This window comes from Corticimicrobacter sp. (assembly GCF_040137905.1).
Classification (GTDB): domain Bacteria; phylum Pseudomonadota; class Gammaproteobacteria; order Burkholderiales; family Burkholderiaceae_B; genus Corticimicrobacter.
This window is the reverse complement of the sequence record NZ_JBEFDG010000013.1, coordinates 1-21,920: the sequence shown is the minus strand read 5'-3', so window position 1 is coordinate 21,920 and position 21,920 is coordinate 1. Positions and strand designations below refer to the sequence as shown.

The following is a 21,920-nucleotide window of genomic DNA, read 5'->3' as shown; positions in this document are numbered from 1 at the left end:
GAGAGACACCGCTATGTCAACCACCGTGCCACCCGCCTCGCCACCCGCTGCCGGCAACCCCGACAGTCATGGGGCTGGCGCTGCAAGCGCCGATTCATCTTCCGCCAATACCTCGAAAAAGACGCTTGATGCCGCCGGCATCACGGCCAAGCTGGCCGAGTTGCAGACGACCGCCAAGGGGCTGAGTGCCGCCGAGGCGACCCAGCGCCTGGCCAAGTACGGGCCCAATGCCCTGCAGGTGCATGAGGAAAGCCGCTGGAAGAAACTCCTGGGCTATTTCTGGGGGCCCATCCCCTGGATGATCGAGCTGGCGGCCCTGATCTCGCTGGCCCGCCAGGACTGGCTGGATTTCTCCGTGATTGCGGCGCTGCTGCTGTATAACGCGGCCGTGGGTTTCTGGCAGGACAACAAGGCGGCCAACGCCCTGGCTGCGCTCAAGCAGGGGCTGGCACTCAAGTCCAAGGTGTTGCGTGACGGCCAGTGGGTGTCAACCGATGCCGCCCAGCTCGTGCCGGGGGATGTGGTGACCGTGGCCGGCGGCGAAATCGTGCCGGCCGATCTGCTGCTGATCGATGGCAAGTATCTGTCGGTCGACCAGGCTGCGCTGACCGGTGAGTCGTTGCCGGTTTCCAAACGGGTGGGCGACAGTGCCTTTTCGGGCAGTATCGCCCGGCAGGGTTCGATGTCGGGCGTAGTGACTTCCACCGGCAACAACACGTTCTTCGGGCGTACGGCCAAGCTGGTGGCCTCTGCCGGCAGCAAGTCGCACGCAGAGCAGGCTGTACTCAAAATTGGCGATTTCCTGATCATCCTGGCGGCGTTGCTGGCGGTGGTGCTGATCGGCACCAATATCTGGCGCGATATGGTGGCCGGCGGTGGCCTGGGCTGGAGCGAAGCAGGCCGGATCGCCCAGTTCGTGCTGGTGCTCCTGATTGCGTCGGTGCCGGTGGCCATGCCGGCCGTGATGTCGGTGACCATGGCGCTCGGGGCGTTGGCGCTGTCGCGGCAGAAGGCCATCGTGTCGCGTCTGTCGGCCATCGAGGAGCTGGCCGGCGTGGATGTGTTGTGCTCGGACAAGACCGGCACGCTGACCCAGAACCTGCTGACCCTGCAGGAGCCCATTCCGTTCAATGGTGCCGACCCGGATGCTCTGGTGGTGGGGGCGGCGCTGGCATCGCAGCGCAACAGCAGCGATGCGATCGACCAGGCCGTGCTCAAGGCGCTGAAAGATCCCAAGGTGCTGGATACGTACAAGAGCCTGGATTTCGTGCCATTCGACCCGGTCAACAAAAAGACCGTAGGCATCGTGGCAGCACCCGACGGCACCAAGCACCAGTTTGCCAAGGGCGCGCCCCAGGTCATTGCCGCCCTGTGCGGGGTGAGCGAGACCAGCACGGGCGATACCGGCGTGTCGCATGACTACTTTGCCAAGGTGGCGGAACTGGCTTCGCATGGTACGCGGGCGCTGGGTGTGGCGCGCTCCGATGATGATGGCAAGACCTGGACGCTGCTGGGCATCCTGGCGCTGCTCGACCCGCCGCGCCCCGACGCCAAGCAGACGATTGCCCAGTCCAAGGAGCTGGGCCTGGAAGTCAAGATGGTGACCGGCGATGATGTGGCCATCGGTTCGGAAATCTCGCGGCAACTGGGGCTGGGTCAGCATCTCATCGAGGCGCAGAAGGTGTTCGGCGACAAGGCCGACCCTGACCATATCAGCATCGACGCCGCGCGGGCCGTGGAGCAGGCAGACGGCTTTGGCCGGGTGTTTCCCGAGCACAAGTTCGAGATCGTCAAGGCACTGCAGGAGCGCGGCCATATCGTGGCCATGACGGGTGACGGGGTCAACGATGCCCCGGCCCTGAAACAGGCGGACTGCGGCGTGGCCGTGAGCGGGGCGACGGATGCGGCCCGCTCGGCAGCGGCACTGGTGCTGACGGCGCCAGGGCTGTCGACCATCGTGAATGCGATTACCGAGGCGCGGGCGATCTTCAACCGGATCACCAGCTATGTCTACTATCGCATCGCAATGACCATCGACATCATGTTTGTCGTGGTGCTGTCTTACCTGGTCTTTGGCTTCCAGCCGCTGACCCCCATCATGATCGTGGTGCTGGCCCTGCTGGACGACATCCCCATCATGACCATTGCCTACGACAACGTGAAGATCGCACCCAAGCCGGTACGCTGGAACATGCATCGCATCATCGTGTTCTCGTCGGGTATGGGTATCCTGGCGCTGCTGCAGAGTTTTGGCCTGGTGTTGCTGGCCATGGGCTGGCTGCACAGCCCTGAGTGGATGGCCTATTTCCCGATCGACCTGCCGCACATCCAGACCATGCTGTTCCTGCAACTGGCGGCTGGTGGGCACATGCTGCTCTTCGTCGTGCGGGCTCCCGGTTCCATCTTCAGCCGGCCGTTCCCCAACCGCACGCTGTTCCTGGCGATTGTCGGCACGCAGATCGTGGCTATCCTGATGTGCCTGTTCGGCATCCTGGTGCCTGCCCTGCCGTGGCAACTGATTGCGCTGGTGTGGGCTTACGTGCTCGTTGCGACCCTGATCACCGACTGGCTCAAGCAAGGTTTCCAGGCAGTATTGGAAAAGCGCGAGCAACGCAGCCTGCAACTGAGTCAGCCGATTGCCGCCACGGTGGCCCCGGTAGCACCGGTGGCCGTGGCCAAGTGATGCCGGTCTGCTGACGTTGTCTGAGGGAGTCCTCCGTGGCTCCCTCCGAATACCCTTTGTCTTTACATGCATTGCGCCGCCTGTCCCGTTTATTCGGGGCAGGGCCGGCGTGCGCCCAACGGAATGACCATCAGGAGCGATGTGCCATGCAAAATGTAGAAAGTCGAGCATTCGAGACACTCAAACCGGGGGAAAGCGCCTCATGGGAGCGCACGCTGCAACTGCGTGACCTGATTGCCTGGCGCAGCGCGTTCGGCGATACCGCCGTGGCTGCAGGCGACATACCTGCCGAGGCGGCAGCCGGTGTGCTGTCGTCCAGTTTTGCAGCCCTGGTCGGGGCACGGTTGCCCGGGCCGGGCAGCCATATCCTCAGCCTGGCAGTGCAGCCGACCGGCGTGTTGCCGCTGGATCAGCCCATTCAACTGACGCTGACCGTGCGCGAGCAGAAGCCGGCGTCGCGCAGTCTCATCCTGGATGCCAAGGCGACCGGCCCCGGTGGCGAGGTATTGGCACATGGCGCGGTGGAAGCCGTGCCGCCGGCCACGCCGACCCAGGCCCGGCTGGCCGAGCATCGGCTGGAGTGGCTGCTGGAGCAGGCGCGGACATTGCCGCCCATGCGGACAGGCATCGTCCATCCGCTGAGCAAGGATGCCCTGGCGGGTGCCGTCGAGGCGGCCCGCGCTGGCCTGATCGAGCCGGTGCTTTATGGCCCGAAGGCAGCCTTGCAGGCATTGGCCCAGCAAAGCGGGCTGGATATTTCTTCTTATGAATTGGTTGATACGCGCAGCGAGGCCGACTCTGCCGGGCAGGCGGCGCACGCTGCAGGGGCCGGCAAATTGCAGGCCCTGATGAAAGGCAGCCTGCATACGGATGTGCTGCTGCATGCCGTCATGGAGGCCGATGCCGGCTTGCGTACCGGGCAGCTTCTGAGCCACGTGGCACTGATCTCTTCGCCGGCCTATGGGCGGCGTTTTGCCGTGACCGATGTGGCGCTCAATATCGCGCCTACGCTGGATCAGAAGCGCGACATTGCCCAGAACGCCATTGGCCTTTTGCATGCGCTGGGTGTGTCCGAACCCAAGGTGGCCGTGATCGCCGCCGTGGAAGTCGTGAACTCCCGCATGCAGGCCACGCTCGATGGCGCGGTGCTGGCCAAGATGGCAGATCGTCGGCAGATCGTGGGTGGGATCGTCGATGGTCCCCTGGATCTGGATGCTGCCGTGGATGCCGGTGCCGCCCAGATCAAGAAAATTGTCTCCCCGGTAGCTGGCCAGGCTGACATCCTGCTGGTGCCGAATATCGAGACCGGCAATGCCGTCTACAAAACACTGGGCTTCACGGCCGATGCGCAAACCGCTGGTCTGGTGGTCGGGGCGCGTGTGCCGGTGATCCTGACCAGCCGTGCCGATACGGCTGCGATACGCCGTTTTTCGGCTGCTGTTGCGGTGCTGTACGCCGATGCGCAGGCGCGGGAGCGAGCTGCCACGGTTGCTGTCGCCTGAGTTCTGGAGAAAAGCAAAATGATCGAAGCCATACTTGTTGTCAATGCAGGCTCGACCAGCCTGAAATTCGGGGTCTATCAGGCCGGAGCCGATCTGCCTTTGCTGTGCAGCGGCGGGATCGACAGCATGGAGTCCCATCCTCATTTCAGCGCCAGCAGTGCCCAGGGCGCAAGCCTGGGTACGCAGGACTGGCCGCAGGCCATCGACCATCGACAGGCACTGGCCTTCGTGGTCGATTGGCTGGAAAAGCATGAGCAGCACATCCGTGTCACGATGGCAGGGCACCGCGTGGTGCTGGGCGGAACCCGTTTTTCCGGGCCTGCGCTGGTCACGGCCGAAGTGCTGGATTATCTGGATGGCCTGGTCAGGATGGAGCCATCGCACCAGCCCTACAACGTGCTGGGGGCGCGTGTGCTGCTGCAGGATTACAGCCATTTGCACCAGGTGTGCTGCTTTGATACTTCGTTTCACCGCAGCATGCCCGAGCTGGCGCAGAATTATGCCCTGCCCAAGGACATCCGCGATACAGGCGCGCGCCATTGGGGTTATCACGGCATTTCCTACGACTACATCAGCCGCCAGTTGGCCCGGCATGCACCGCAGGCGCGACGGGCGATTGCCTGCCATCTGGGGGGCGGGACATCCATGTGCGCGATGCTCGATGGCAAAAGCATCGAGACTACCATGGGCTTCGGTGCGATCACCGGGCTGCCCATGTCCACGCGCTCGGGGGATGTGCCGGCCGATCTGCTGTTCTACCTGATGAAAAGCGGCGGCTTCACCCCCGAGACGCTGGAACAGGCGCTTTATCATCGCAGCGGATTGCTGGGGCTGTCCGGCAAATCGGATGACATGCGTGAACTGCAGGAGAGTACTGATCCCGATGCCCAACTGGCGGTGAATTATTTTGTCTATGCCATGACCAAATATGCAGGTGCCTATGCGTCGGTCCTGGGCGGGCTGGATGCCCTGGTGTTCACGGCGGGGATCGGTGAGCACTCTGCCATCGTGCGCAGCAGGTTGTGCGCCAGCCTGGCCTGGTTGGGTGTGCATATCGATGAGCAGGCCAATGCGGCAAACCATTTGTGTATTTCAAAGCCTGACAGTGCGGTATCCGTGTGGGTGATCCCGACCAATGAAGAGCTGATGATTGCGCGCCATACGTTTGAACTGGCAGGCAAGGCGGCTGCCTGAAGCCGTGATCCGATGGTGATTGTCGATCAGGCCGCAGGCTGTGTGCTGCGGCCTGATTTCTGTTTGCCGGGTATGACATGCCGACCCTGAGCGGGCCGGCATGGGCTGCACTTATTTTGATTCAGGATGACTGGGAGACTTGGCTGCCGAATGGTATTCACGACGAATCTGCTCCAGGTCGACGGTCGGCTTGGGCAGTTCCATTTTCAGGTCGAGCAGGGTGTTTTCCAGGATCTGCGACACCGCCAGATTACGGAACCACTTGTGGTTGGACGGGATGACATACCAGGGCGCGTGCGCCGTCGAGCACTTTTCCAGCATGGCTTCATAGGCCTCGATGTACTGATCCCAGAAGCTTCTCTCCTTGTAGTCGGCGTCGCTGATCTTCCACTGGCGGGCCGGGTCGTCGAGCCGACGCCGGAATCGCTCCAGTTGTTCCTCTGGCGTAATGTAGAGGAAGAACTTGAGGATGGTGACGTTTTGCAGTGCCAGGGATTCTTCGAAGGCATTGATCTGGTCGTAGCGCCTGGACCAGACCTCGCGGGGGGCCAGGTCGTGTACCCGCACCACCAGCACGTCTTCATAGTGGGAACGGTTGAACACGCCGACCGTGCCCAGTTCGGGCACATGGCGGTGGATGCGCCACAGGAAGTCATGGCGCGATTCTTCCGGGGTCGGGGTCTTGAATCCGGTGACAGCCGTCCCCTGAGGATTCATGGCAGACAGCACATGCCAGCAGGTGCCATCCTTGCCTGCAGCATCGATGCCCTGCAACACGACCAGCACGGCGTGTTTTTTCTCGGCATACAGTTTTTGCTGCAGCTCGTCGAGCTTGGCGAGATTTCGTGTAATTTCACTGCTGGCATCTTCCTGGCTGGAAAAATGCCCATGAAATGAAGCATCGACATGGCTGAGTTTGATAGAGCTACCTGGGCGGACAATCAGTTTTTCACGCAAATCCATGTCGAATCGCTCCTTGGGAAATTTTTTGAAATTACAGGGTGTCTTTGAATCTCAGCTTTTTATGATGTGATCAGTTTATCAACAGTTTGAATAATATATTTTTTAAATGGGATGAAACGGTACTTTTTCGTTCCATGCTGCCTGATAGGCCTGTCGCCAGGATTTCCCTACCGAATCGAACCAGTCCAGGGTGGCCTGCACGGTATCGGGCGTGGCATCAAAGGCCCGGATATGGCCGAGGATGGTTTCTTCGCTGAGCGTCAGGCGCTGCAGATAGTCGTCAAACGAGCTGGCAACGATCAGCAGGGTGTCCTGTTGTCGCTTGCCTGTCCAGGCAGGCAGCCCGGCCACATGCGCCACGATTTGGCAGCCCTGGCGCAGGTCAAGATACAGGACGCTGCTGCCGCCATCGCGGGCAATCGGCAATACGCCGGATCGCGGAAAATCAGGATGTTGCCTGGCCTGCGTCAGTTCGAAGGGATTGCTCTCCCATTCGTCTGCCATATCTGCATGGAACAGGGCAGAAAAAGAAAGATATTCATGACTGCCGTCTTCGAACGAGACTGACAGATCATATTCAAGATAACCGCCATTCACGATGCGCAGAAAATTTTTATAGTCTTCCGGCAGTGTCGCGCCCAGCGTCGTTTCAATGCTTTCCAGTGCCTGTTCGGACGCCGGCGGTTGTGACGTTTCTATCCAGCGGTTCTGGTATTGAAATAGGGTGTTTTGCGGCATGGGGTGTCAATATGCGTGAGCGATGATGCGGGGGCGATCAGGCGGGCAGATCAAACCAGGCGGTTGTCATGATGACCGTGTTTTCTGCGCTGGACAGATGCGGGGCTCCCAGTCCCATGATGATGGACAGCAGGGTGGTGAGGGCTTCCGACCAGGGGGCGCGCAGCCATTCGTCGCCATCTTCATCGGCTTCAAAGGCGTCGCTGCCTGCCAGTGCCCTGACGCGTTTGCAATATTGCGCATGTGCCAGGGTGAAGGCGTGGCCCAGCGGCGAGCGCGACAGGCCATTGCCCATTGCCAGTACGCCCGCGTATTGCATGCCAGGTTGCTTGCTGGCCGGGTCGGTTTGCTCCAGCCAGGTTCCCCAGGCCGCTTCATAGCCGGCTTCTGCTGCCGGTGTGGCATGCTGGGCGAGATGCTCGATCTGGGCAAGGGTCAGGTGGGGGATGAGGTCCTGGACCTTGCTCACGGCGTCTCCCTGTGGCCCGAACAGCAGTGCAGGAGAGAGTGCGTCGCATACTTCTATGGAGGTCGCCCTCGTGTAATTTGCGTAGGAAGCCGGCTGATCTAGGGCGACCGCCAGTATCCGGACATGCCACAGGCGACCGGGCCAGCGCGTGGGCAATACATTGTCAATATGGTGGTCCACGACGATGTAGGGCGGGGCATCCTCTTGCGTGATGATCTGCCCGATGGTTGCTGCGCCGATGTGGGCGGGCTGGTCTATATCGGCCTCGTAGACAAAGCCTTGGCGCGATATTTTTGGGAAAGAGAGGGGGGGATGGGTGTGAGACATAAAGGCCAAGCTAATGAGACTGGGTGTGGGTGTAAATGATACCGTCTATGGTTCGATCGAGGCCTTCCAATAGAGTTGAAACGAATTGTTTTTTGCTGCATCCAGTCTGGCTTGCCATGTGTATAGCCTATGACGCTGACAAAAGCGTTTTGGTGTCCTCAACCAGATCCAAGGAGCATGCTCATGAAGATTCGTTCCACACCGCTGTTTGCCGCTTGCTGCGTTGCGCTTGCCGGCTTGTCCACCAGCTACGCTGCATTTGCAGCGTCGACGATGCCGGCCTTTTCGCAAGACTCCGTGCCTGAGCAGATCCGTGTGCCTGCCGGCAACCAGATTGCATGGGAAACGGTAGGGACGGGTGAGATCACCTATGAGTGCCGCGTGAAGGCCGACGCACCCGAGGGCGCTGCATGGGCATTTGCCGGGCCGGTGGCAGTACTGGCCGACCGTGCGGGTCAGCAGGTTGGAAAATACTGGGGGCCTCCCGCCACCTGGGAAGCGCTCGATGGCTCCAAACTGACTGGCAAAGAACTGGCGACAGCGCCCGCAGGCACCGGCAATTTGCCCTTCCAGCTGGTTCAGGCCAATCCGGTCGAAGGTAAGGGGGCGCTGGAGGGCGTGACCTACATCCAGCGGGTGGCTTTGAAGGGCGGGGTGGCACCTTCCGGGGTTCCATGCACCAGTGACAGGATCGGCAGCAAGGAAAAGGTTCCGTACCGGGCCGATTACATTTTCTGGAAAGCCTATTGATGCCGTGATCCAACAGGCGTGCATTTTGTCAGCCGATACCCTGTGCAACAGGGTATCGGCTGACATCCATATAGACAGGTTGTGATTTTTTGGGCCTGCTAGAATGCAAAGACTTCTGGTGTCACCAGTTGTTGCGGATGTACAGCTAGCCACGGATTTCCAGCCATGACTTCTGCCAGCATCACAGCCGAGTTCGATTATGCCGCTGCGCTACGCGCATGCGCCTTGCAGGAGCGCGATGCCCTGGCGGCGCTTTACCATCATGAGAGTGCCAGATTGGTCGGTGTGGCGCGTCGCATCGTCGGTGATACTGCTTTGGCAGAAGATATCGTCCATGATGGCTTCGTCAATATCTGGCGTCACGCAGCCACTTTCGATGCCACACGGGGGTCGGCGCGTGGCTGGATTCATGGCATTGTTCGCAATCTGGCCTTGAACCATATTCGGGATCACGGCCGGATGGTGAGCGTCGATACCGACACCGAAGAAAAACTGGCCAGCGAGGCTGCCATGCAAAGCTGGCATCATGATCAGGACTCTGCTGCATGGCAGGCTGATGCAGCCAGGCTGGTTCCTTGTCTGGAGACTTTGTCACCAGAGCGGCGCGAATGCATTTTGCAGGCATACGTCAATGGTTTGTCCCATGCTGAAATCGCGGCGCGCCTGACGACCCCCCTTGGCACCGTCAAAGCCTGGATCAAGCGCAGCTTGCAAGCGCTCAGGGAGTGCATGGGATGAATGGCGAAGACAATATTCACGAAGATCTCGATACCCTGGCAGGAGAGTATGTCCTGGGGACGCTTCCCTCTGCGTTGCGCAGACAGGTCACGGCCCGTCTGGAGACAGATGTGGCTTTGCGTGAGGCGGTAGCGCGTTGGCAGGCGCGGTTGTTGCCACTCAATAACCTTGTTCCTCCGGTGGAGCCTTCACGGGCATTGTGGGAACGTATTGCGACAACCCTGTCGTTTTCTGCAGCACCGCGGTCAGCCTCTGCGCCAGCGGCATCATGCTGGCAGCGCCTGTGGCTCAACCTGGCCCTTTGGCGAGGTTTTGCGGTGGCCTGCTTTGCCTGTGTTGTATTGCTGGGTGGTGTGTTGTTGCAGCGCACGACTGCAGTCGAGTACGTTGTGGTACTGGTTGCACCGGGGTCGAGTTCGCCTGGCTGGATGATTCAAACTGTCAGTGCCGATGCGGTTGAGCTGATTCCTCTGGGCAGTTTTCGGGTGCCTGATGGTCAGGCTCTGGAGTTTTGGACCAAGGCAGATGACTGGTCCGCGCCCGTATCTCTTGGTCTGGTGGAGCCCGGCCACAGCCTGCGCGTGCGGCTGGCTGATTTGCCACCGCTGGAGGCGAACCAGTTGTTCGAGTTGACCCTGGAGCCTGCCAGCGGCTCCCCGACAGGCAAACCGACCGGGCCGATTCAGGCGATTGGACGTGCGGTGCGTCTTTAAAGGAACCGAGGAATTCTGGAGGGCTGCCTATACGGCAGTGAAGTACGCGTGCCTGGATCGATACTGATGCCGGCTTTTCTGAGCTGCCTATACGGCAGTGAAGTCTCGATCATCCTGATCGGCCAGTCCGAGCTGTTTCTGAGCTGCCTATACGGCAGTGAAGATTGGCAGACGTTGATCGTCATACATCAGCAGTTTCTGAGCTGCCTATACGGCAGTGAAGGATCCATCCGTCCCCTGATGCCTTCTCGGCCTTTTCTGAGCTGCCTATACGGCAGTGAAGCCAGGGGTAGCTGTTTTCGCGGGTCGTGGACGTTTCTGAGCTGCCTATACGGCAGTGAAGACGAAGCCTTGGCTGTGACCGTGGCGGTGCCATTTCTGAGCTGCCTATACGGCAGTGAAGGATGTCGTCTCAATCAGCGTCATGAGTGTGCTTTTCTGAGCTGCCTATACGGCAGTGAAGCTTGCCAACGGCAGCGATACCAGCATGCTGACTTTCTGAGCTGCCTATACGGCAGTGAAGACGGCCTGACTCGATATCTGTTGCCTTTACTCTTTCTGAGCTGCCTATACGGCAGTGAAGCTTGTATGGAATGCCTTGATCGTCAAGCACCTTTTCTGAGCTGCCTATACGGCAGTGAAGTGGATAGCCTCATGTTCATTGCTGGGGCGGATTTTCTGAGCTGCCTATACGGCAGTGAAGAGATCAGCACAGTTGCCGCCAGCCAGGGCCAATTTCTGAGCTGCCTATACGGCAGTGAAGGATCACCTCGACGATCAGTTCCTTGGCCTCACTTTCTGAGCTGCCTATACGGCAGTGAAGTATCAGGAAACGCTCAAACTCGGTAGGCGTGTTTTCTGAGCTGCCTATACGGCAGTGAAGGCCCGGTATGCTTTCCTGCGCTCCCAGATTCTTTTCTGAGCTGCCTATACGGCAGTGAAGCACCAGATCGCCCATGTTGCGGATGCCGCTCTTTTCTGAGCTGCCTATACGGCAGTGAAGTAGACCCCGAACCTCTGCAAAGCCCCAGGCTATTGGTTTTACGACAAAAAGGTAGTCGAAACCCTTTTTTGAAAGGGCTTCGTAAGTCTTTGTTTTTAAAGAGGCTGGAGAAACCCTCCAGAAAAGGGTCAGAACCAGGGAACAGTGGCCACGTTGCTCAGGCCGTAGGCATTGAAGCTGCCTGACACGGCTGTTGTCTGGCAGGGCAAATGCTCGATGAATAGCCGGAAGTGCTGTCCAGTGCTTTGGCTGCGCAAGGTGAGCCAGGGCAGATCCAAACGCTGCTCTACCGTATCGGGGATGCGCTGGCGTGCCTCTTCTGCCGTCAATCCATGGCGTTTCATCTGGCGTCGGCGGATGCGTTCGGCACTGCTGTGTACCTGCACACGTTGCACAATCCGATGCTGCACACCCGCCGGTATTGGCAGAATGCCTGCTGCATCGATATGGTCGGCCATGCCTGTCAGCCAGTTCTCCTGCATCAAGTGCTGCAGTCGTGCCTGGTGACCGTGCAGTCGCAGGGTATGGCCCAGGCCAGCGCCTTTGCTCTTGTGACCTGGAAAACTCACGCCAATATCGTCTGCCTTGAGCGCAACCAGGGCACGGTGCAGTTTGGCAAACAGGGCATTGAGCAATTGCGGTACAGGAAACTCAGGATCTGACCGGACGCGCAGATCAATATAGTGGTCCATGTCAATTGGCCTCGCCAAAGACGCCACCCCGGATCAGCACGGCGATCACAAAATGCTGGTCATCCGGATTGGCGGGTGCCTTGCCCTTGAGCACCCAGTTATCGAGCAGGTTGTAAAAATCGACTTTATCCTTGGGCTGGCGCCATGCCTTGCCTTGGGTCGTGACCGAGCCATAGGGCTCGACCGCGATAGGACCGGATTCGTCGGCCTGCGGGTACCATGTGTCGATGGTGCGCAAGGCGTTGCCGATTTTCTGGGAGTGAATGCCGGCAATGCCGTTGACCTGATAGAGCGTCTTGCTCTTGTCGCCGCGGCTGCGATCCAGGATCAGCTCTTGTGAGGGAAATACCTCTTGCCCTGCACCCAGACGGGCAAAGGCAATGACCTCCAGCAGGACATGCGCCTCACCAGACAGGCCGCTGGCAATGACATTGCCCAGAGCCTCAAGATCGGTAGTGCCGGCCTCGAAGTCCCGCAGCGACAGCGACAAGGCATTGAATGTCCATTGTTGCGTGGCCTGCCCGTCCTGCAGACGGCGAATTTGCACTTCCACTTGCTCGGCACCGATACGATTGCGCCACAGGAAACGGCCATTGGCCAGGTTGGCGGCATAGCACCGTGCCAGTTCACCAAAACCATGCTGCTGAACATAGCCTGTCACGGTGGCCTGCAGGGCTTGCTGATAGTCTGCATCATTGCAGGCAGAGGGCTTGCCGGTGCCTGCCAGCACACGCAGTGTGAACCGCACGCGCAGGGTGTCCGCTTCTGCGGACAGGGCGGCGACATCAACGGTCTGCAGATTGGGATTCTGGATGGCTGCATCCAGTTTTGCAGGATCCTGATCCTTGGTCTTGAGTCGGTTGGAGATGGTGCCGCGTACCGATTTCGGGATGATGCCCACAGGTTGCCATTCTGCGGTGCCATTGCGTGTGGCCCATTGTCCGGCCTGGAAAAGCGCATCGGAAGGATCGAGCTTGCGCTCGAAGGCGAGGACGGAGGCGGTCTTGAGTTTGGTGTTGTCGGTCATGATGAATTCCTTTTCGTAGTCGTCGTTCAGTCGAAGTCGTACTGCAGATTCAGCGAATCATGGGCAAGGCGGTAGTCGTTCCGGCAGCGATACAGGCCGTTGTCTGGCTGGCTGTCGGCATACCATAGCAATTCCTGGGGCGTGTTCAGACGATGTGGACTCAACCACTCGCCTACCGAATACAGGCTTTCCACGAAGCAGAAGGGCGTATCGCTGTCGCGTGCGTTGGCCACGCTGCCTGGCGGATGTGTTTCACCCAGTGCGCCGTAGCCGACCGGAATCGGAACAATCCAGCCGAGATCCTTCCGGTCATGCTGCCACTCGCTTTTAGGCGCTTTGGCGGTAACCGTGCCTTCGGAGGGCAGCTCGGTTTCGGCGTAATGCCAATTGATTCGTGACAGCGACAGCCAGGCATCCAGTCGGGTTGCGTCTGGTTGTGTGGTTTGCAACGCTGCCAGACGTGATGTCAGCAGATCATCTCGTGCTACCAGTGCATAGCCTGGCAGCAGGCGCATGCGTGTTTGGCTGAACTGTCGCCCGCGTTCCTCTTCGTTGCCGGACAGGTCTACGACATAGGCCTGGTGGCGCTTGGCAGACAGTCGGTTGGGTGGCAAAAGCGTGCCACCGGCAATTCGCATGTTGGTCAGAATCTGTGCGATCTGGTCTGCATTCTGCTTCCTCTCATCAGGATCGGATAGCCAGCGCGGGCAATCCACGGCCAGTACCAGGCTGATCTCCAGATGGATACGGCCTTCCTCGACAATCGCGGCGGTGCTGCCATCCTTGTCGATCGGGTTGCGGGTCAGGCAAAAACTGCCGACAAAGCCCGATTGGATGCTTTGCTCCTGGTGATCGTGGCAGACCACACCGATGGCCTTGAAAGACAGTGCCAGACCCTGCTCGCGAACCTTGCGCTCAAGGGCCCACATCAGGCCAAGAAAAGCCGTGATGGATGGAAACCCATGTGTCAGAGGGCTGGAGACTGCATTGGCATTCTGGATCTGCAGGTGCGGCAGCACGAGCAGGAAATCATGTTTGGGGTATTGGCTCATGCGGTTTCTCCCATACGGCGCTGCATGGGAGCTGGCCAGGCTGCATCAATGATGGCTTGCCGCGCCCAGTGTTTGGCTTCGCTGGTGCCGACGATGGTCAGGCCGGCGACATGCAACTGTTCGTTTACCCAGTTGGCGAAACGGTCTGCGACCTGGTCCGGCCAGTCGCCCCAATGGTAGGCGGCATTGAAATCCTGGTCTTTTTTCTGCTCCTCCGGGGTTTCGCGAAGATCAAGCCCAGTGCGGTCAGCGTCCAGCCAGAGCTGTTCGCACAGTGCCAGTTCGCAATCGGTGCGGGTCCAGCCGGGTTGTTGCATCTGTACTTTAATGCGTTCGACAAAAACCGGCAGTTGCGCACCCAACGCCTGTTCGATGGCTTTGCGTTTCAACTGTGTTTTCATCGTGGGGGGCGGGTTCGTGAGCAGGAAAGCTGCCAATTCCTTGATGAGCGAACGGACTTGCGGGAGGTTGCGCAGGCCATCCAGCGCCGACTCTACGTTGTGCAGTTTGATTTTGTCTTGATCTTGCCAGCGCTGGGGTGGCAGGGAGGCCAGCAGGTAGTTGATGCCACCTCGCTCACTGTTCAACTGTGAAATATTTTGTGGCTTTGTCCCACCCAGCTTGCGAACGATCAGATTCCGATAATCACGGTAGGATCTGTCGTGGGCTTCCTTGCTGCGGCGTGCCTGGCGGGCCAGTTTATTGGGCTCGCCAAAGCGGGCTTCCTGAATGTCGTCATGTACAGCATGCGCCAAACTGCTGGAGAACAGGGGCTGCAGCAGCAGATACTGGCTGTTGTCGGTCGGGTCGTCGCCTGCCAGCCAGTAGAGTTGCTTGGCTTTGGCGTGCGAAACAGCCTGTGTTTCAGTGCGTACCAAACCGGAAAAGGCTGATGCCCATTCCTGGGCAATCGCGGGGTCTGTATGCAGCGCAGCCAAGAGATCGGAGTCTGCTACCTGCATCCAGTCCAGCAGCTTGCGGCCATCGACTTCCAGTTTCAGGAACTTGAATACGTCCAGGGCAGCGGCGTTGCCCACGACATCCTCAGCAAAGTTTTCGCCCAGTGAGTGACTGCCGATTTCAGGGTGTTGGGGCAGTTTTTTGGGGTGAATATGCAGGCTGCTGCCGCGTGCATCTGGATGGGTCGCTTTCAATACATGGGTGACGGCCTGAATCTGGCCCACCCGTCGGGCGGCATCGCCTAGCCATGTGGCGTAATCGTATTTGGCGGCGGCTTCGGCGTCATCTTCCTTGCCCTTGAGCTTGGCGTCACGTCGTGTGTTGATGAAGTCGGAGATGGCCGTGCTGAAACGCTCAGAGCGGGGAGATCGTTCTGATTGGTTACTCATTGGATCCTCCATAGGCTTGACCATGCAAGCCTATTCAATGAAAATCCCACGGCAACCTGCTGCCGTGGGGTGTGGTGGTAAGGGGCTACCCCTTAACTTGCTCTTCTGATCATGTGATGGTCAGTCACATCTCTATCCTCCTTTGCGCATTAGTCCTTGTTGCTGAGGGCCGGGCTTCAATCGGCGGGTTGTTAAGCATCATGTAGAGTTGGCGCTCTACATGATGCTGTATCTTATGTATGTCACTTCAGGAAGTCAACCATAGAACTATTGATTGACCATAGATCTATTTATAGAAACTACTGGGAAAAGTAGCTCAGAAAATAGACCTCTTGATTGAGATCTAGTAGTTAACTGCCGTATAGGCAGCTCGTCCTAGTGAGAAACCCAGCCTGTCAAGGGAATCTACCTATGGGTGTTTTATTTATTCCCATAGCGGTGCTACGCAGAATAAAGCACAGATTGGTTTCGACAGGTTTGTGCTCCTTTGTCTGGCACCTCATTGTTGTTGCTGTGCAGATCTGATTGTTGTTTGTTAGATTTTTCAATAGAATATCTAACAAAAGGAGTCTGCCATGAGCACATCCCAAGCCATTCGAGAACGCATCGCCACCCAGTTGCCCGGCGAGCCTTTTACGCCCGCGATTTTTGCTGGGATGGGGTCGCGCGCGGCTATCGATCAGGCGTTGATGCGGCTTGCCAAGGCTGGCAGTATTGAGCGCATTGGTCATGGTTTGTATGTCGTTCCCAAGGTCGGCCGCTTTGGTATCAAGGCATTGCCCGCACCCGAGCAGGTCGCGCAGACAATTGCTCAGGCTGAAGGTGCGACGATTGAGATTCACGGTGCCGAGGCCGCACGGCGTTTTGGTTTCTCGACACAGATGCCGGCGCAAGCGGTGTTCTACACCAGTGGCTCGTCGCGGGCGGTCCGATTCGGGAAAATGACCGTCCGCTTGCAGCATGTCGCTGCCCGCAAACTGGTATTGGCCGGTCGGCCAGCGGGGCAGGCGTTGTCGGCGCTCTGGTATTTGGGCCGGCATCACGTCACATCCAGTACTTTTCGCCGGCTCGCGCAAAAATTGGCACCTCCTGAATTCCAGGCGCTGTGTTCGGTCAAGGCATCAATGCCTGCGTGGATGCTGGAAGCCCTGAGCGGCTACGAACGCAGCGAGGCGGCGCATGTCTGATACGGCGGCTGTATCCTATTTTGATCTGCTGCCTGCCGAGCAAGCAGACCTGCTTCATGGTTTGGCCCCCATGCTGGGACGGCGTGCTGAAATTCTGGAAAAGGATATCTGGTTGTGCCAGGTGCTGGGAGTGCTTTTTACACTGCCATGTCGTAAACCAATGGCCTTCAAGGGCGGCACATCACTGTCGAAGGTCTATCAGGCCATCGAGCGTTTTTCCGAGGATATCGACGTCACGGTAGATTACCGCAGCCTAGTGCAGGACATTCCTGACCTGGCTACGCTTTCCGGCACTCAACGAAAGCGGCTGTCCGAAAAGCTTAAAGTGGCATTGGCGGAGCATGTCACAGGAGAACTGGTGCCGACACTACGCGAGGTTTTACCGCAGGCGTTGCCGAATCACGAAATCACGATTGAGATCAGTGATGATGCGGAAAAACTCTGGCTTTATTACCCCAGTGCCGTAGAAAATGTCGACATCTATCTGCGGCCCAGTGTATTGATCGAGTTTGGTGGCAGAAACGCGACCTTGCCGCAGGAAACATTGACTATCGTCCCAGACGTTGTGGCGCACGTGCAGGGTTTGGTGTTGCCAACGGCAGAGGTGGCTGTACTGTCGCCGATGCGTACTTTCTGGGAGAAAGCGACGCTCATTCATGTCGAATGCCACCGTCCGGAGCTGCGTGCTGGTGCCGAGCGTCTGTCGCGGCATTGGTACGATCTGGCGCGGCTGGCCGATCACGATGTCGGTCGTCAGGCCGTGGGGGATGTCGCATTGTTGCAGGATGTACTGAGTATCAAAGAGACCTTTTTCCGCAGCGGGTTCAGCCATTACGACCGTTGCCTGACGGGGGCACTGAAACTGGTTCCGGATGCTGCGCTGCTTGGTGCGTTGAGACTGGATTATCAGGCGATGCTGGATGCCCAGATGTTCTATGGCGAGACTTTGCCGTTTGATGACATTGTTGAACGGCTGGCCTGTTTGGAGCAGCAGATCAATCAGTCGCTTCGCTGAGAGGCCAACCCTATCCAAGGGTGATACCGCCACCCGTTACGGCTGGCATGCACTTCCACCACGGTGTATCGTTTGGCGCACACATCCAGCGGCAGGTCGAGATCATCCGCCTGTTCCGCCAGCAAAGTCAGCAGATCGAAATTTCCCCAAGAGCTGATCCCGGCCCCACAATTCAGCCTCAACGCATGCAGGCGATGGTGATCTTCGATGTGAATATCCTGGCCTCGTAGGTTTGGATCCTGCTCCACGCGATGCATCAACAAGGTATCACCATCCTCATCAGGCAGAAAAACCAGCGTTTCCATGTCCATTGTGCTGGCACGAAACGGCTGCTGTTGCGGCAAGGCTCCTGTCAGTGCGGCTTGCGGATGCTGCCAGATGCTGGCTGCGTTCTGGTCCCTGGAGGATTGCTCTGTCGACCGGGGCAGCATGGTGTCCTGTATTCGGGCCTGCTCCAGGTCTGCCAGCCTGAGTTTGGGTTGCAGGTCGGAGGCAGGTTGGATACGCGGCAAGGCGCTGATGGTGCGGTACTCTTCGGGGCGCAGCAGCTTGTCGAGCCAGTGAGATAGCAGGCGGAAGGGGTGGCGGGCATCAATCCCTGATTTCTTGCCGCCTTCCTGTTCAAAACCCGGTCGCACAAAGCAGGCCGGCGTATCTTTTTGCTCCCCAGTAAATGGCCGAAAGTGCCGCAGATTTGTATCGAATACCAGCATGTTTGGCTTGTCGCCCGGCTGGGCGCGATGGCGCTGGACGCGGCCCGCCAACTGGATCAGGGCACGCATCGAGGAGGGTTCGGCCACTGCCCAGTCGGCATCCCAGTCCCGGCCGACTTCGCAGACCGGGCTGGCCAGCACGATGAATAGCTGGTCGGTTGCTGCATGGGCGTCGATCTGTGCACGGATCTCTGGCAACTGGTAAATGGCCTGTCCTTTGTCCTCCCGCCGGTTGAAAGCCGTATCGAGCTGGTGCTCAATGGCTGAACGCTGCAGCAGCGGAAAGCGGGCATGATAGACGCAGAGGTGAATGTGGGTGCCTGTAGGCGCGCCTTGCTGAAACAGATTCAGGGCCACATCGAACAGCGGTTCGATATTGGCCATGCGCACCAGGCCAAAACTGATGCGCTTGCCGCTGACAGGATCGCGTTCCGCATGATCGTGATGCAGGCGCAGGCAGGCATCGCGCACCAGAGGGGCAAAGGCGGCGTGGTGTGCTTCTGGTGGCAGGTTCTTGGCGAGATCCAGTGGCAGCAATTCGGCACGTCGCAAAGGCGTCGCCTGTTGGAGCTGCGCGGCACGTTTGTTCACAAAGGAGCCATGCGCCTGCTTGAACGTATTGGCGCTATTGCAGGCGACGGTTTGCACGCCAAACTCATCTGCCCAGAGGCAGGGCACGGGGAGCGCGGCGAGTGCACCTTCAACACTGTTTCTGCGGTTATGCTGAAAGTGATGGCGGCCTGACTGATAGGCCAGGAACATCCCTTCGACCAGTGCCGGTGGCAGCGTGGCCGAAGACAGGATCACGCGGGTGCCAAGCAGGCCGGCCCAATGCACCAGCCGGGTCAGGGCAGGCAGGTCTTCAAGCGAATAGTCGTCCAGCTCATCCAGTACCAGATCGCTGCTCATCAGGCGCAGCATGGGGGCGATCTGGCGGCCAGCTCGCAAGGATTCCGTGGCAGGGGCCAGGTGATCGACAGTGCATACCAGCATGGGGGCAGAAATCAGCCGCCGTATGTCCTGGTCGTGCAGGGCGCGTGTCAGCAGGGGATGGTCTGCAGTGACACCCTCGTACAGCACATGACTGTCTTCTTCGATCAGGGCCTGAGTGGAAGCCGAGCCCTGGCGCTCGGCCTGACGTTCGTAATAGTCGAACAGTTGGCGGCTGGCTGAACCGCCGACCAGAATGGCCAGTTCATCGTCGCTCAGGTGCAGATCGGTGCGATAGCTACGCCCGGTTTGCAGGGTCAGGGTGCGCAGCCCGAGCGCATAACTGGCCCGCAGTCCCTGTTGTGGGTCGGCCAGAGCGTACAGGATGCGTGCGTTGGCCAGCGTTTTGCCGCAGCCTGTGGAGGCCATATTGATGATGAAGGCACCGTGCGCCTGGGCCGCCGTGCGCAATGCTGTTGCGGCATCGGCTGCTTTGTCCTGCCAGGCAAAGCGCGGATTGCCGCTGCGTTTGCGCAGGCCTCGATGCCGAGCCAGGCGTGGCAGGTAGCACTCGAAGCCGGGCAGGGCATGGGCGATCAGGCTGGCATCGTGAGCGACGCCCAGCAGGTGTTTCTCCAGCGTTTGTTTGGACTTGCCGTCGCGGTCGGTGTTGGCAAACAGCGCAGCCTTGCGTTTGCGCTTGGCGGATTCTGGAGTGTTTACCTGAGGATCTGCAGGCAGGCTGGAAAAATAGTGATCGGCCAGCATCAGGCACAGCCGCGACAGGTGCATGACATAGGGATTGGTCAGCCATGTGCCGGTGTCAGCGTTGGTGCACTCCAGCAGACGCTTGGCCAATCGGGCTGCCTGCGCCTGCCATTTGGGTGCCATCACGGGGAGTGTACCGGCCAGTTCCCAATAGGCTGCGATCCGTGCCTGATCGGCCTCCTGATAGATCTCGTTGGCGTCGTGCTTGATCTGGGAGAGTGGCTGTTCCAGCCAATAGCGAATGCTGCCGTCGTTGCGTTTGCCCAGCCATTCCTGTTTGTCGTTTTTGTAGACAGGAATAACCGGCAGGCGGTGATGGCTGACGATCAGCCAGGCGATGGCCGCAGCCAGCGGCGGCAGGTCGCGGAATGGGTGGCTTTGTGTGGCGTCGATGCCATCGCGCTGATAGCGTCCGGTGGCAGTCCAGCTTGTTTCATCGTAGGCAGCAGGATCAGCCAGGCGCTGCAGCCAGTCGGCATCGTTTTTGGCCTGGCCGACAAATGCCAGGAACAGTCGCAGCGAGACCCATTCATGCCGGTAGAGATTACGCTCGGTCAGGGTGCCTTTCAGCCGATTCTGAAACGCCACGCTGGCCTTGCCCAGATCGTGCAGCAGTGCGGCCAGCGTGGCGAGCAGGCGGATGTCTTCTCCCGTATGCCAGTCGTTTTCATCCTGTGTGCGCAGAATGTCGCGCTGGGTCGTATTGGTGGGTACGGCACCCAGTGGATTGAACTCGCTGGCATTGCCGACGATCCAGAGCAGTTCGCTGTGATCCAGACCGCGTATCCAGTGGCAGGCCACGGCTGTATTTTTGCGCGCTGTCTTGCGCAGCAGGCGGCGCACGGTATCCAGCCCGGCCTGGGTAATGGGGGTTTGCCAGGTGCGTTCGCCCCGGCGTTCGGCGAACTGATCCAGTATCCGGCGGGTTTCGCTCAAGGCCCGTTTGCTGCATTGCGAAACAAACAGGACGTTCATGGCGCTTCCCGGCCCAGTCTGTCTGCAATCAGCTTGAGGGAGTCGATCATGAAGTCCAGCGATTCGCTGCGTGTCAGGGCTTCGATGCAGGCCTGGCGAAACTGCTGTTCATCATCGCCGCGTACTGCGCTGATGAATGCCTGCGGCAATATGATGGCATCCTTAACCAGGTCGGCGGCATCAAATACCAGACCGCCGCGCCGGGTTTTGCCATGCAGGACGGCCAGACCGTGCGGCAGGCCCAGCACCCAGGTTGCCGTGGCACCCAGCCCATAGGCCAGATAGTTACCATGATCCAGAAAGCGATTGGCGGGATCGCCGGATTCACCACGCTGGCTGCGCACGAAGTCGCCATAGCCGGTGGCGCGCGCTGCAAATTTGAAAAGCTGCTTGGTCAGCCGGGCTTCCTCGGTCAGCAGGAAGGTCACATCCTGGGCATTTTCGACGCCTTTCGCGCAGCTTTCCAGAGCCTTGTCCAGTAGCACCGGATCTACCTCGAAGCCTGCCTCGCGCAGGGCGCGATGGCTGATCCAGCGCTCACGTATACGGGTCAGGCGGATGCGCTGGATCTGTCTGGCAGCTTCCAGGCGGCGCGTGTCGTCGAACCAGAATCGTACCCAGCGCTGCAGATATTCGGTCGGGCGGTATTCGCTTTGTGGAGAAAACCAGGCAACGCCTACATCAATCTCATTGGCCGAAAACAGAGGCGTGCCGCCGCCTCCACAGAAACCAACCAGCACGCCTGCCTTGGCGAGTTCACGCATGGCGGCCTGGGTGATGGAAGTGCCGGTGCCAAGCAGCACGGATGTGGTGTTGGCAATCGGTATGTTCCAGTACAGCGAGCGCTTGCCTTCGTCGGTGACATATTCAACCCGACCACCATTGACCAGAACCCGGCAGTGCTCCAGGTAGTACAGGTTGGCACGCTTGGAGTGCAGGATGGTTTTCAGGGCGGAGGGGCTGATGTCTTCCATGGAGCGCACGGTAGTCAGGGCTTGGATGCTCAAGTGTAACTGGATGTGGTGATTCATCAAGTCATTGCCTGTGCTGCAATGTGGCGGTGGTGGCTTTCCTCATGCTCGGCTGTACTGGCCTCACTAAGTCTATTGTGATAATCTTAATTATCAAAAAT

The 21,920-nt window shown here is 59.1% G+C and carries 17 protein-coding genes and 1 CRISPR repeat array; of the genes, 8 read left to right on the top strand and 9 right to left on the bottom strand.

Annotation, left to right across the window (positions count from 1 at the left end; translation table 11 throughout):
- Nucleotides 1–13 precede the first annotated feature (13 nt).
- The 3 genes from ABN482_RS01675 (at nucleotide 14) to ABN482_RS01665 (ending at nucleotide 5,379) form a co-directional block, all read left to right on the top strand.
- Entirely contained in the window at nucleotides 14–2,683 is a 2,670-nt protein-coding gene (locus ABN482_RS01675; RefSeq protein WP_349502360.1) for a plasma-membrane proton-efflux P-type ATPase, read from the top strand.
- Between the two features lie 146 nt (nucleotides 2,684–2,829).
- Complete coding sequence (locus tag ABN482_RS01670; protein ID WP_349502359.1) at nucleotides 2,830–4,185, top strand: bifunctional enoyl-CoA hydratase/phosphate acetyltransferase; 1,356 nt, start codon at nucleotides 2,830–2,832, stop codon at nucleotides 4,183–4,185.
- Between the two features lie 18 nt (nucleotides 4,186–4,203).
- Complete coding sequence (locus ABN482_RS01665; RefSeq protein ID WP_349502358.1) at nucleotides 4,204–5,379, top strand: acetate/propionate family kinase; 1,176 nt, start codon at nucleotides 4,204–4,206, stop codon at nucleotides 5,377–5,379.
- A gap of 111 nt (nucleotides 5,380–5,490) precedes the next feature.
- Here the strand turns inward: ABN482_RS01665 and ABN482_RS01660 are convergent, their stop codons facing one another.
- The 3 genes from ABN482_RS01660 to ABN482_RS01650 form a co-directional block, all read right to left on the bottom strand.
- The gene (locus ABN482_RS01660) at nucleotides 5,491–6,342 is read right to left on the bottom strand and encodes a polyphosphate kinase 2 family protein (protein WP_349502357.1); all 852 of its coding nucleotides are present in this window, start codon (nucleotides 6,340–6,342) and stop codon (nucleotides 5,491–5,493) included.
- A 102-nt stretch (nucleotides 6,343–6,444) separates the two neighbouring features.
- A complete protein-coding gene (locus ABN482_RS01655) occupies nucleotides 6,445–7,080 on the bottom strand; it encodes an SMI1/KNR4 family protein (protein WP_349502356.1) in 636 nt (211 codons plus the stop codon).
- A 37-nt stretch (nucleotides 7,081–7,117) separates the two neighbouring features.
- Nucleotides 7,118–7,876 (bottom strand): hypothetical protein, encoded by a 759-nt coding sequence (locus ABN482_RS01650; RefSeq protein ID WP_349502355.1) that lies wholly within the window; start codon nucleotides 7,874–7,876, stop codon nucleotides 7,118–7,120.
- Between the two features lie 183 nt (nucleotides 7,877–8,059).
- Here ABN482_RS01650 and ABN482_RS01645 point away from each other — a divergent pair, with 183 nt between their 5' ends.
- From ABN482_RS01645 to ABN482_RS01635, 3 genes are all read left to right on the top strand, one after another.
- Nucleotides 8,060–8,626 carry a DUF3455 domain-containing protein gene (locus tag ABN482_RS01645; RefSeq protein WP_349502354.1) on the top strand — a complete coding sequence of 189 codons (567 nt, stop codon included), beginning with the start codon at nucleotides 8,060–8,062 and terminating at the stop codon, nucleotides 8,624–8,626.
- 165 nt (nucleotides 8,627–8,791) lie between these two features.
- Nucleotides 8,792–9,364, top strand: coding sequence for a sigma-70 family RNA polymerase sigma factor (locus tag ABN482_RS01640; protein ID WP_143859061.1), 573 nt, complete (start codon nucleotides 8,792–8,794; stop codon nucleotides 9,362–9,364).
- Complete coding sequence (locus ABN482_RS01635; RefSeq protein ID WP_349502353.1) at nucleotides 9,361–10,077, top strand: anti-sigma factor; 717 nt, start codon at nucleotides 9,361–9,363, stop codon at nucleotides 10,075–10,077. The genes ABN482_RS01640 and ABN482_RS01635 overlap by 4 nt, the downstream gene beginning before the upstream one ends.
- Nucleotides 10,078–10,092: 15 nt before the next feature.
- Nucleotides 10,093–11,080: direct repeats of the CRISPR family, unit length 28 nt; unit sequence TTTCTGAGCTGCCTATACGGCAGTGAAG.
- 128 nt (nucleotides 11,081–11,208) lie between these two features.
- Here ABN482_RS01635 and cas6f read toward each other — a convergent pair.
- From cas6f to csy1, 4 genes are read right to left on the bottom strand one after another with little or no spacing between them, the layout of a single operon-like run.
- Complete coding sequence (gene cas6f, locus ABN482_RS01630; RefSeq protein ID WP_349502352.1) at nucleotides 11,209–11,772, bottom strand: type I-F CRISPR-associated endoribonuclease Cas6/Csy4; 564 nt, start codon at nucleotides 11,770–11,772, stop codon at nucleotides 11,209–11,211.
- Nucleotide 11,773: 1 nt separating this feature from the next.
- Nucleotides 11,774–12,799 (bottom strand): type I-F CRISPR-associated protein Csy3, encoded by a 1,026-nt coding sequence (csy3, locus tag ABN482_RS01625; protein WP_349502351.1) that lies wholly within the window; start codon nucleotides 12,797–12,799, stop codon nucleotides 11,774–11,776.
- A 26-nt stretch (nucleotides 12,800–12,825) separates the two neighbouring features.
- Entirely contained in the window at nucleotides 12,826–13,851 is a 1,026-nt protein-coding gene (gene csy2 / locus ABN482_RS01620) for a type I-F CRISPR-associated protein Csy2 (protein ID WP_349502350.1), read from the bottom strand.
- On the bottom strand, nucleotides 13,848–15,200 hold the full coding sequence (csy1, locus tag ABN482_RS01615) for a type I-F CRISPR-associated protein Csy1 (RefSeq protein WP_349502349.1): 1,353 nt from the start codon (nucleotides 15,198–15,200) through the stop codon (nucleotides 13,848–13,850). The genes csy2 and csy1 overlap by 4 nt, the downstream gene beginning before the upstream one ends.
- 575 nt (nucleotides 15,201–15,775) lie before the next feature.
- Here csy1 and ABN482_RS01610 point away from each other — a divergent pair.
- A complete protein-coding gene (locus ABN482_RS01610) occupies nucleotides 15,776–16,387 on the top strand; it encodes a DUF6088 family protein (RefSeq protein WP_349502348.1) in 612 nt (203 codons plus the stop codon).
- Nucleotides 16,380–17,402 carry a nucleotidyl transferase AbiEii/AbiGii toxin family protein gene (locus tag ABN482_RS01605; RefSeq protein ID WP_349502347.1) on the top strand — a complete coding sequence of 341 codons (1,023 nt, stop codon included), beginning with the start codon at nucleotides 16,380–16,382 and terminating at the stop codon, nucleotides 17,400–17,402. Before ABN482_RS01610 ends, ABN482_RS01605 begins: the two co-directional genes overlap by 8 nt.
- On the opposite strand, the gene cas3f is transcribed toward ABN482_RS01605, so the two are convergent.
- On the bottom strand, nucleotides 17,387–20,749 hold the full coding sequence (gene cas3f / locus ABN482_RS01600) for a type I-F CRISPR-associated helicase Cas3f (protein ID WP_349502346.1): 3,363 nt from the start codon (nucleotides 20,747–20,749) through the stop codon (nucleotides 17,387–17,389). The two genes, ABN482_RS01605 and cas3f, sit on opposite strands and share 16 nt — an antisense overlap.
- A 35-nt stretch (nucleotides 20,750–20,784) precedes the next feature.
- On the bottom strand, nucleotides 20,785–21,762 hold the full coding sequence (cas1f, locus tag ABN482_RS01595) for a type I-F CRISPR-associated endonuclease Cas1f (protein WP_349502364.1): 978 nt from the start codon (nucleotides 21,760–21,762) through the stop codon (nucleotides 20,785–20,787).
- Between the last annotated feature and the right edge of the window lie 158 nt (nucleotides 21,763–21,920).

What these genes read in the sequence shown, in the direction of transcription:
- ABN482_RS01675 (WP_349502360.1), top strand. Translation starts at nt 14, where the DNA reads ATGTCAACCACCGTGCCACCCGCCTCGCCACCCGCTGCCGGCAACCCC.
- ABN482_RS01670 (WP_349502359.1), top strand. Translation starts at nt 2,830, where the DNA reads ATGCAAAATGTAGAAAGTCGAGCATTCGAGACACTCAAACCGGGGGAA.
- ABN482_RS01665 (WP_349502358.1), top strand. Translation starts at nt 4,204, where the DNA reads ATGATCGAAGCCATACTTGTTGTCAATGCAGGCTCGACCAGCCTGAAA.
- ABN482_RS01660 (WP_349502357.1), bottom strand. Translation starts at nt 6,342, where the DNA reads ATGGATTTGCGTGAAAAACTGATTGTCCGCCCAGGTAGCTCTATCAAA.
- ABN482_RS01655 (WP_349502356.1), bottom strand. Translation starts at nt 7,080, where the DNA reads ATGCCGCAAAACACCCTATTTCAATACCAGAACCGCTGGATAGAAACG.
- ABN482_RS01650 (WP_349502355.1), bottom strand. Translation starts at nt 7,876, where the DNA reads ATGTCTCACACCCATCCCCCCCTCTCTTTCCCAAAAATATCGCGCCAA.
- ABN482_RS01645 (WP_349502354.1), top strand. Translation starts at nt 8,060, where the DNA reads ATGAAGATTCGTTCCACACCGCTGTTTGCCGCTTGCTGCGTTGCGCTT.
- ABN482_RS01640 (WP_143859061.1), top strand. Translation starts at nt 8,792, where the DNA reads ATGACTTCTGCCAGCATCACAGCCGAGTTCGATTATGCCGCTGCGCTA.
- ABN482_RS01635 (WP_349502353.1), top strand. Translation starts at nt 9,361, where the DNA reads ATGAATGGCGAAGACAATATTCACGAAGATCTCGATACCCTGGCAGGA.
- cas6f (WP_349502352.1), bottom strand. Translation starts at nt 11,772, where the DNA reads ATGGACCACTATATTGATCTGCGCGTCCGGTCAGATCCTGAGTTTCCT.
- csy3 (WP_349502351.1), bottom strand. Translation starts at nt 12,799, where the DNA reads ATGACCGACAACACCAAACTCAAGACCGCCTCCGTCCTCGCCTTCGAG.
- csy2 (WP_349502350.1), bottom strand. Translation starts at nt 13,851, where the DNA reads ATGAGCCAATACCCCAAACATGATTTCCTGCTCGTGCTGCCGCACCTG.
- csy1 (WP_349502349.1), bottom strand. Translation starts at nt 15,200, where the DNA reads ATGAGTAACCAATCAGAACGATCTCCCCGCTCTGAGCGTTTCAGCACG.
- ABN482_RS01610 (WP_349502348.1), top strand. Translation starts at nt 15,776, where the DNA reads ATGAGCACATCCCAAGCCATTCGAGAACGCATCGCCACCCAGTTGCCC.
- ABN482_RS01605 (WP_349502347.1), top strand. Translation starts at nt 16,380, where the DNA reads ATGTCTGATACGGCGGCTGTATCCTATTTTGATCTGCTGCCTGCCGAG.
- cas1f (WP_349502364.1), bottom strand. Translation starts at nt 21,762, where the DNA reads ATGGAAGACATCAGCCCCTCCGCCCTGAAAACCATCCTGCACTCCAAG.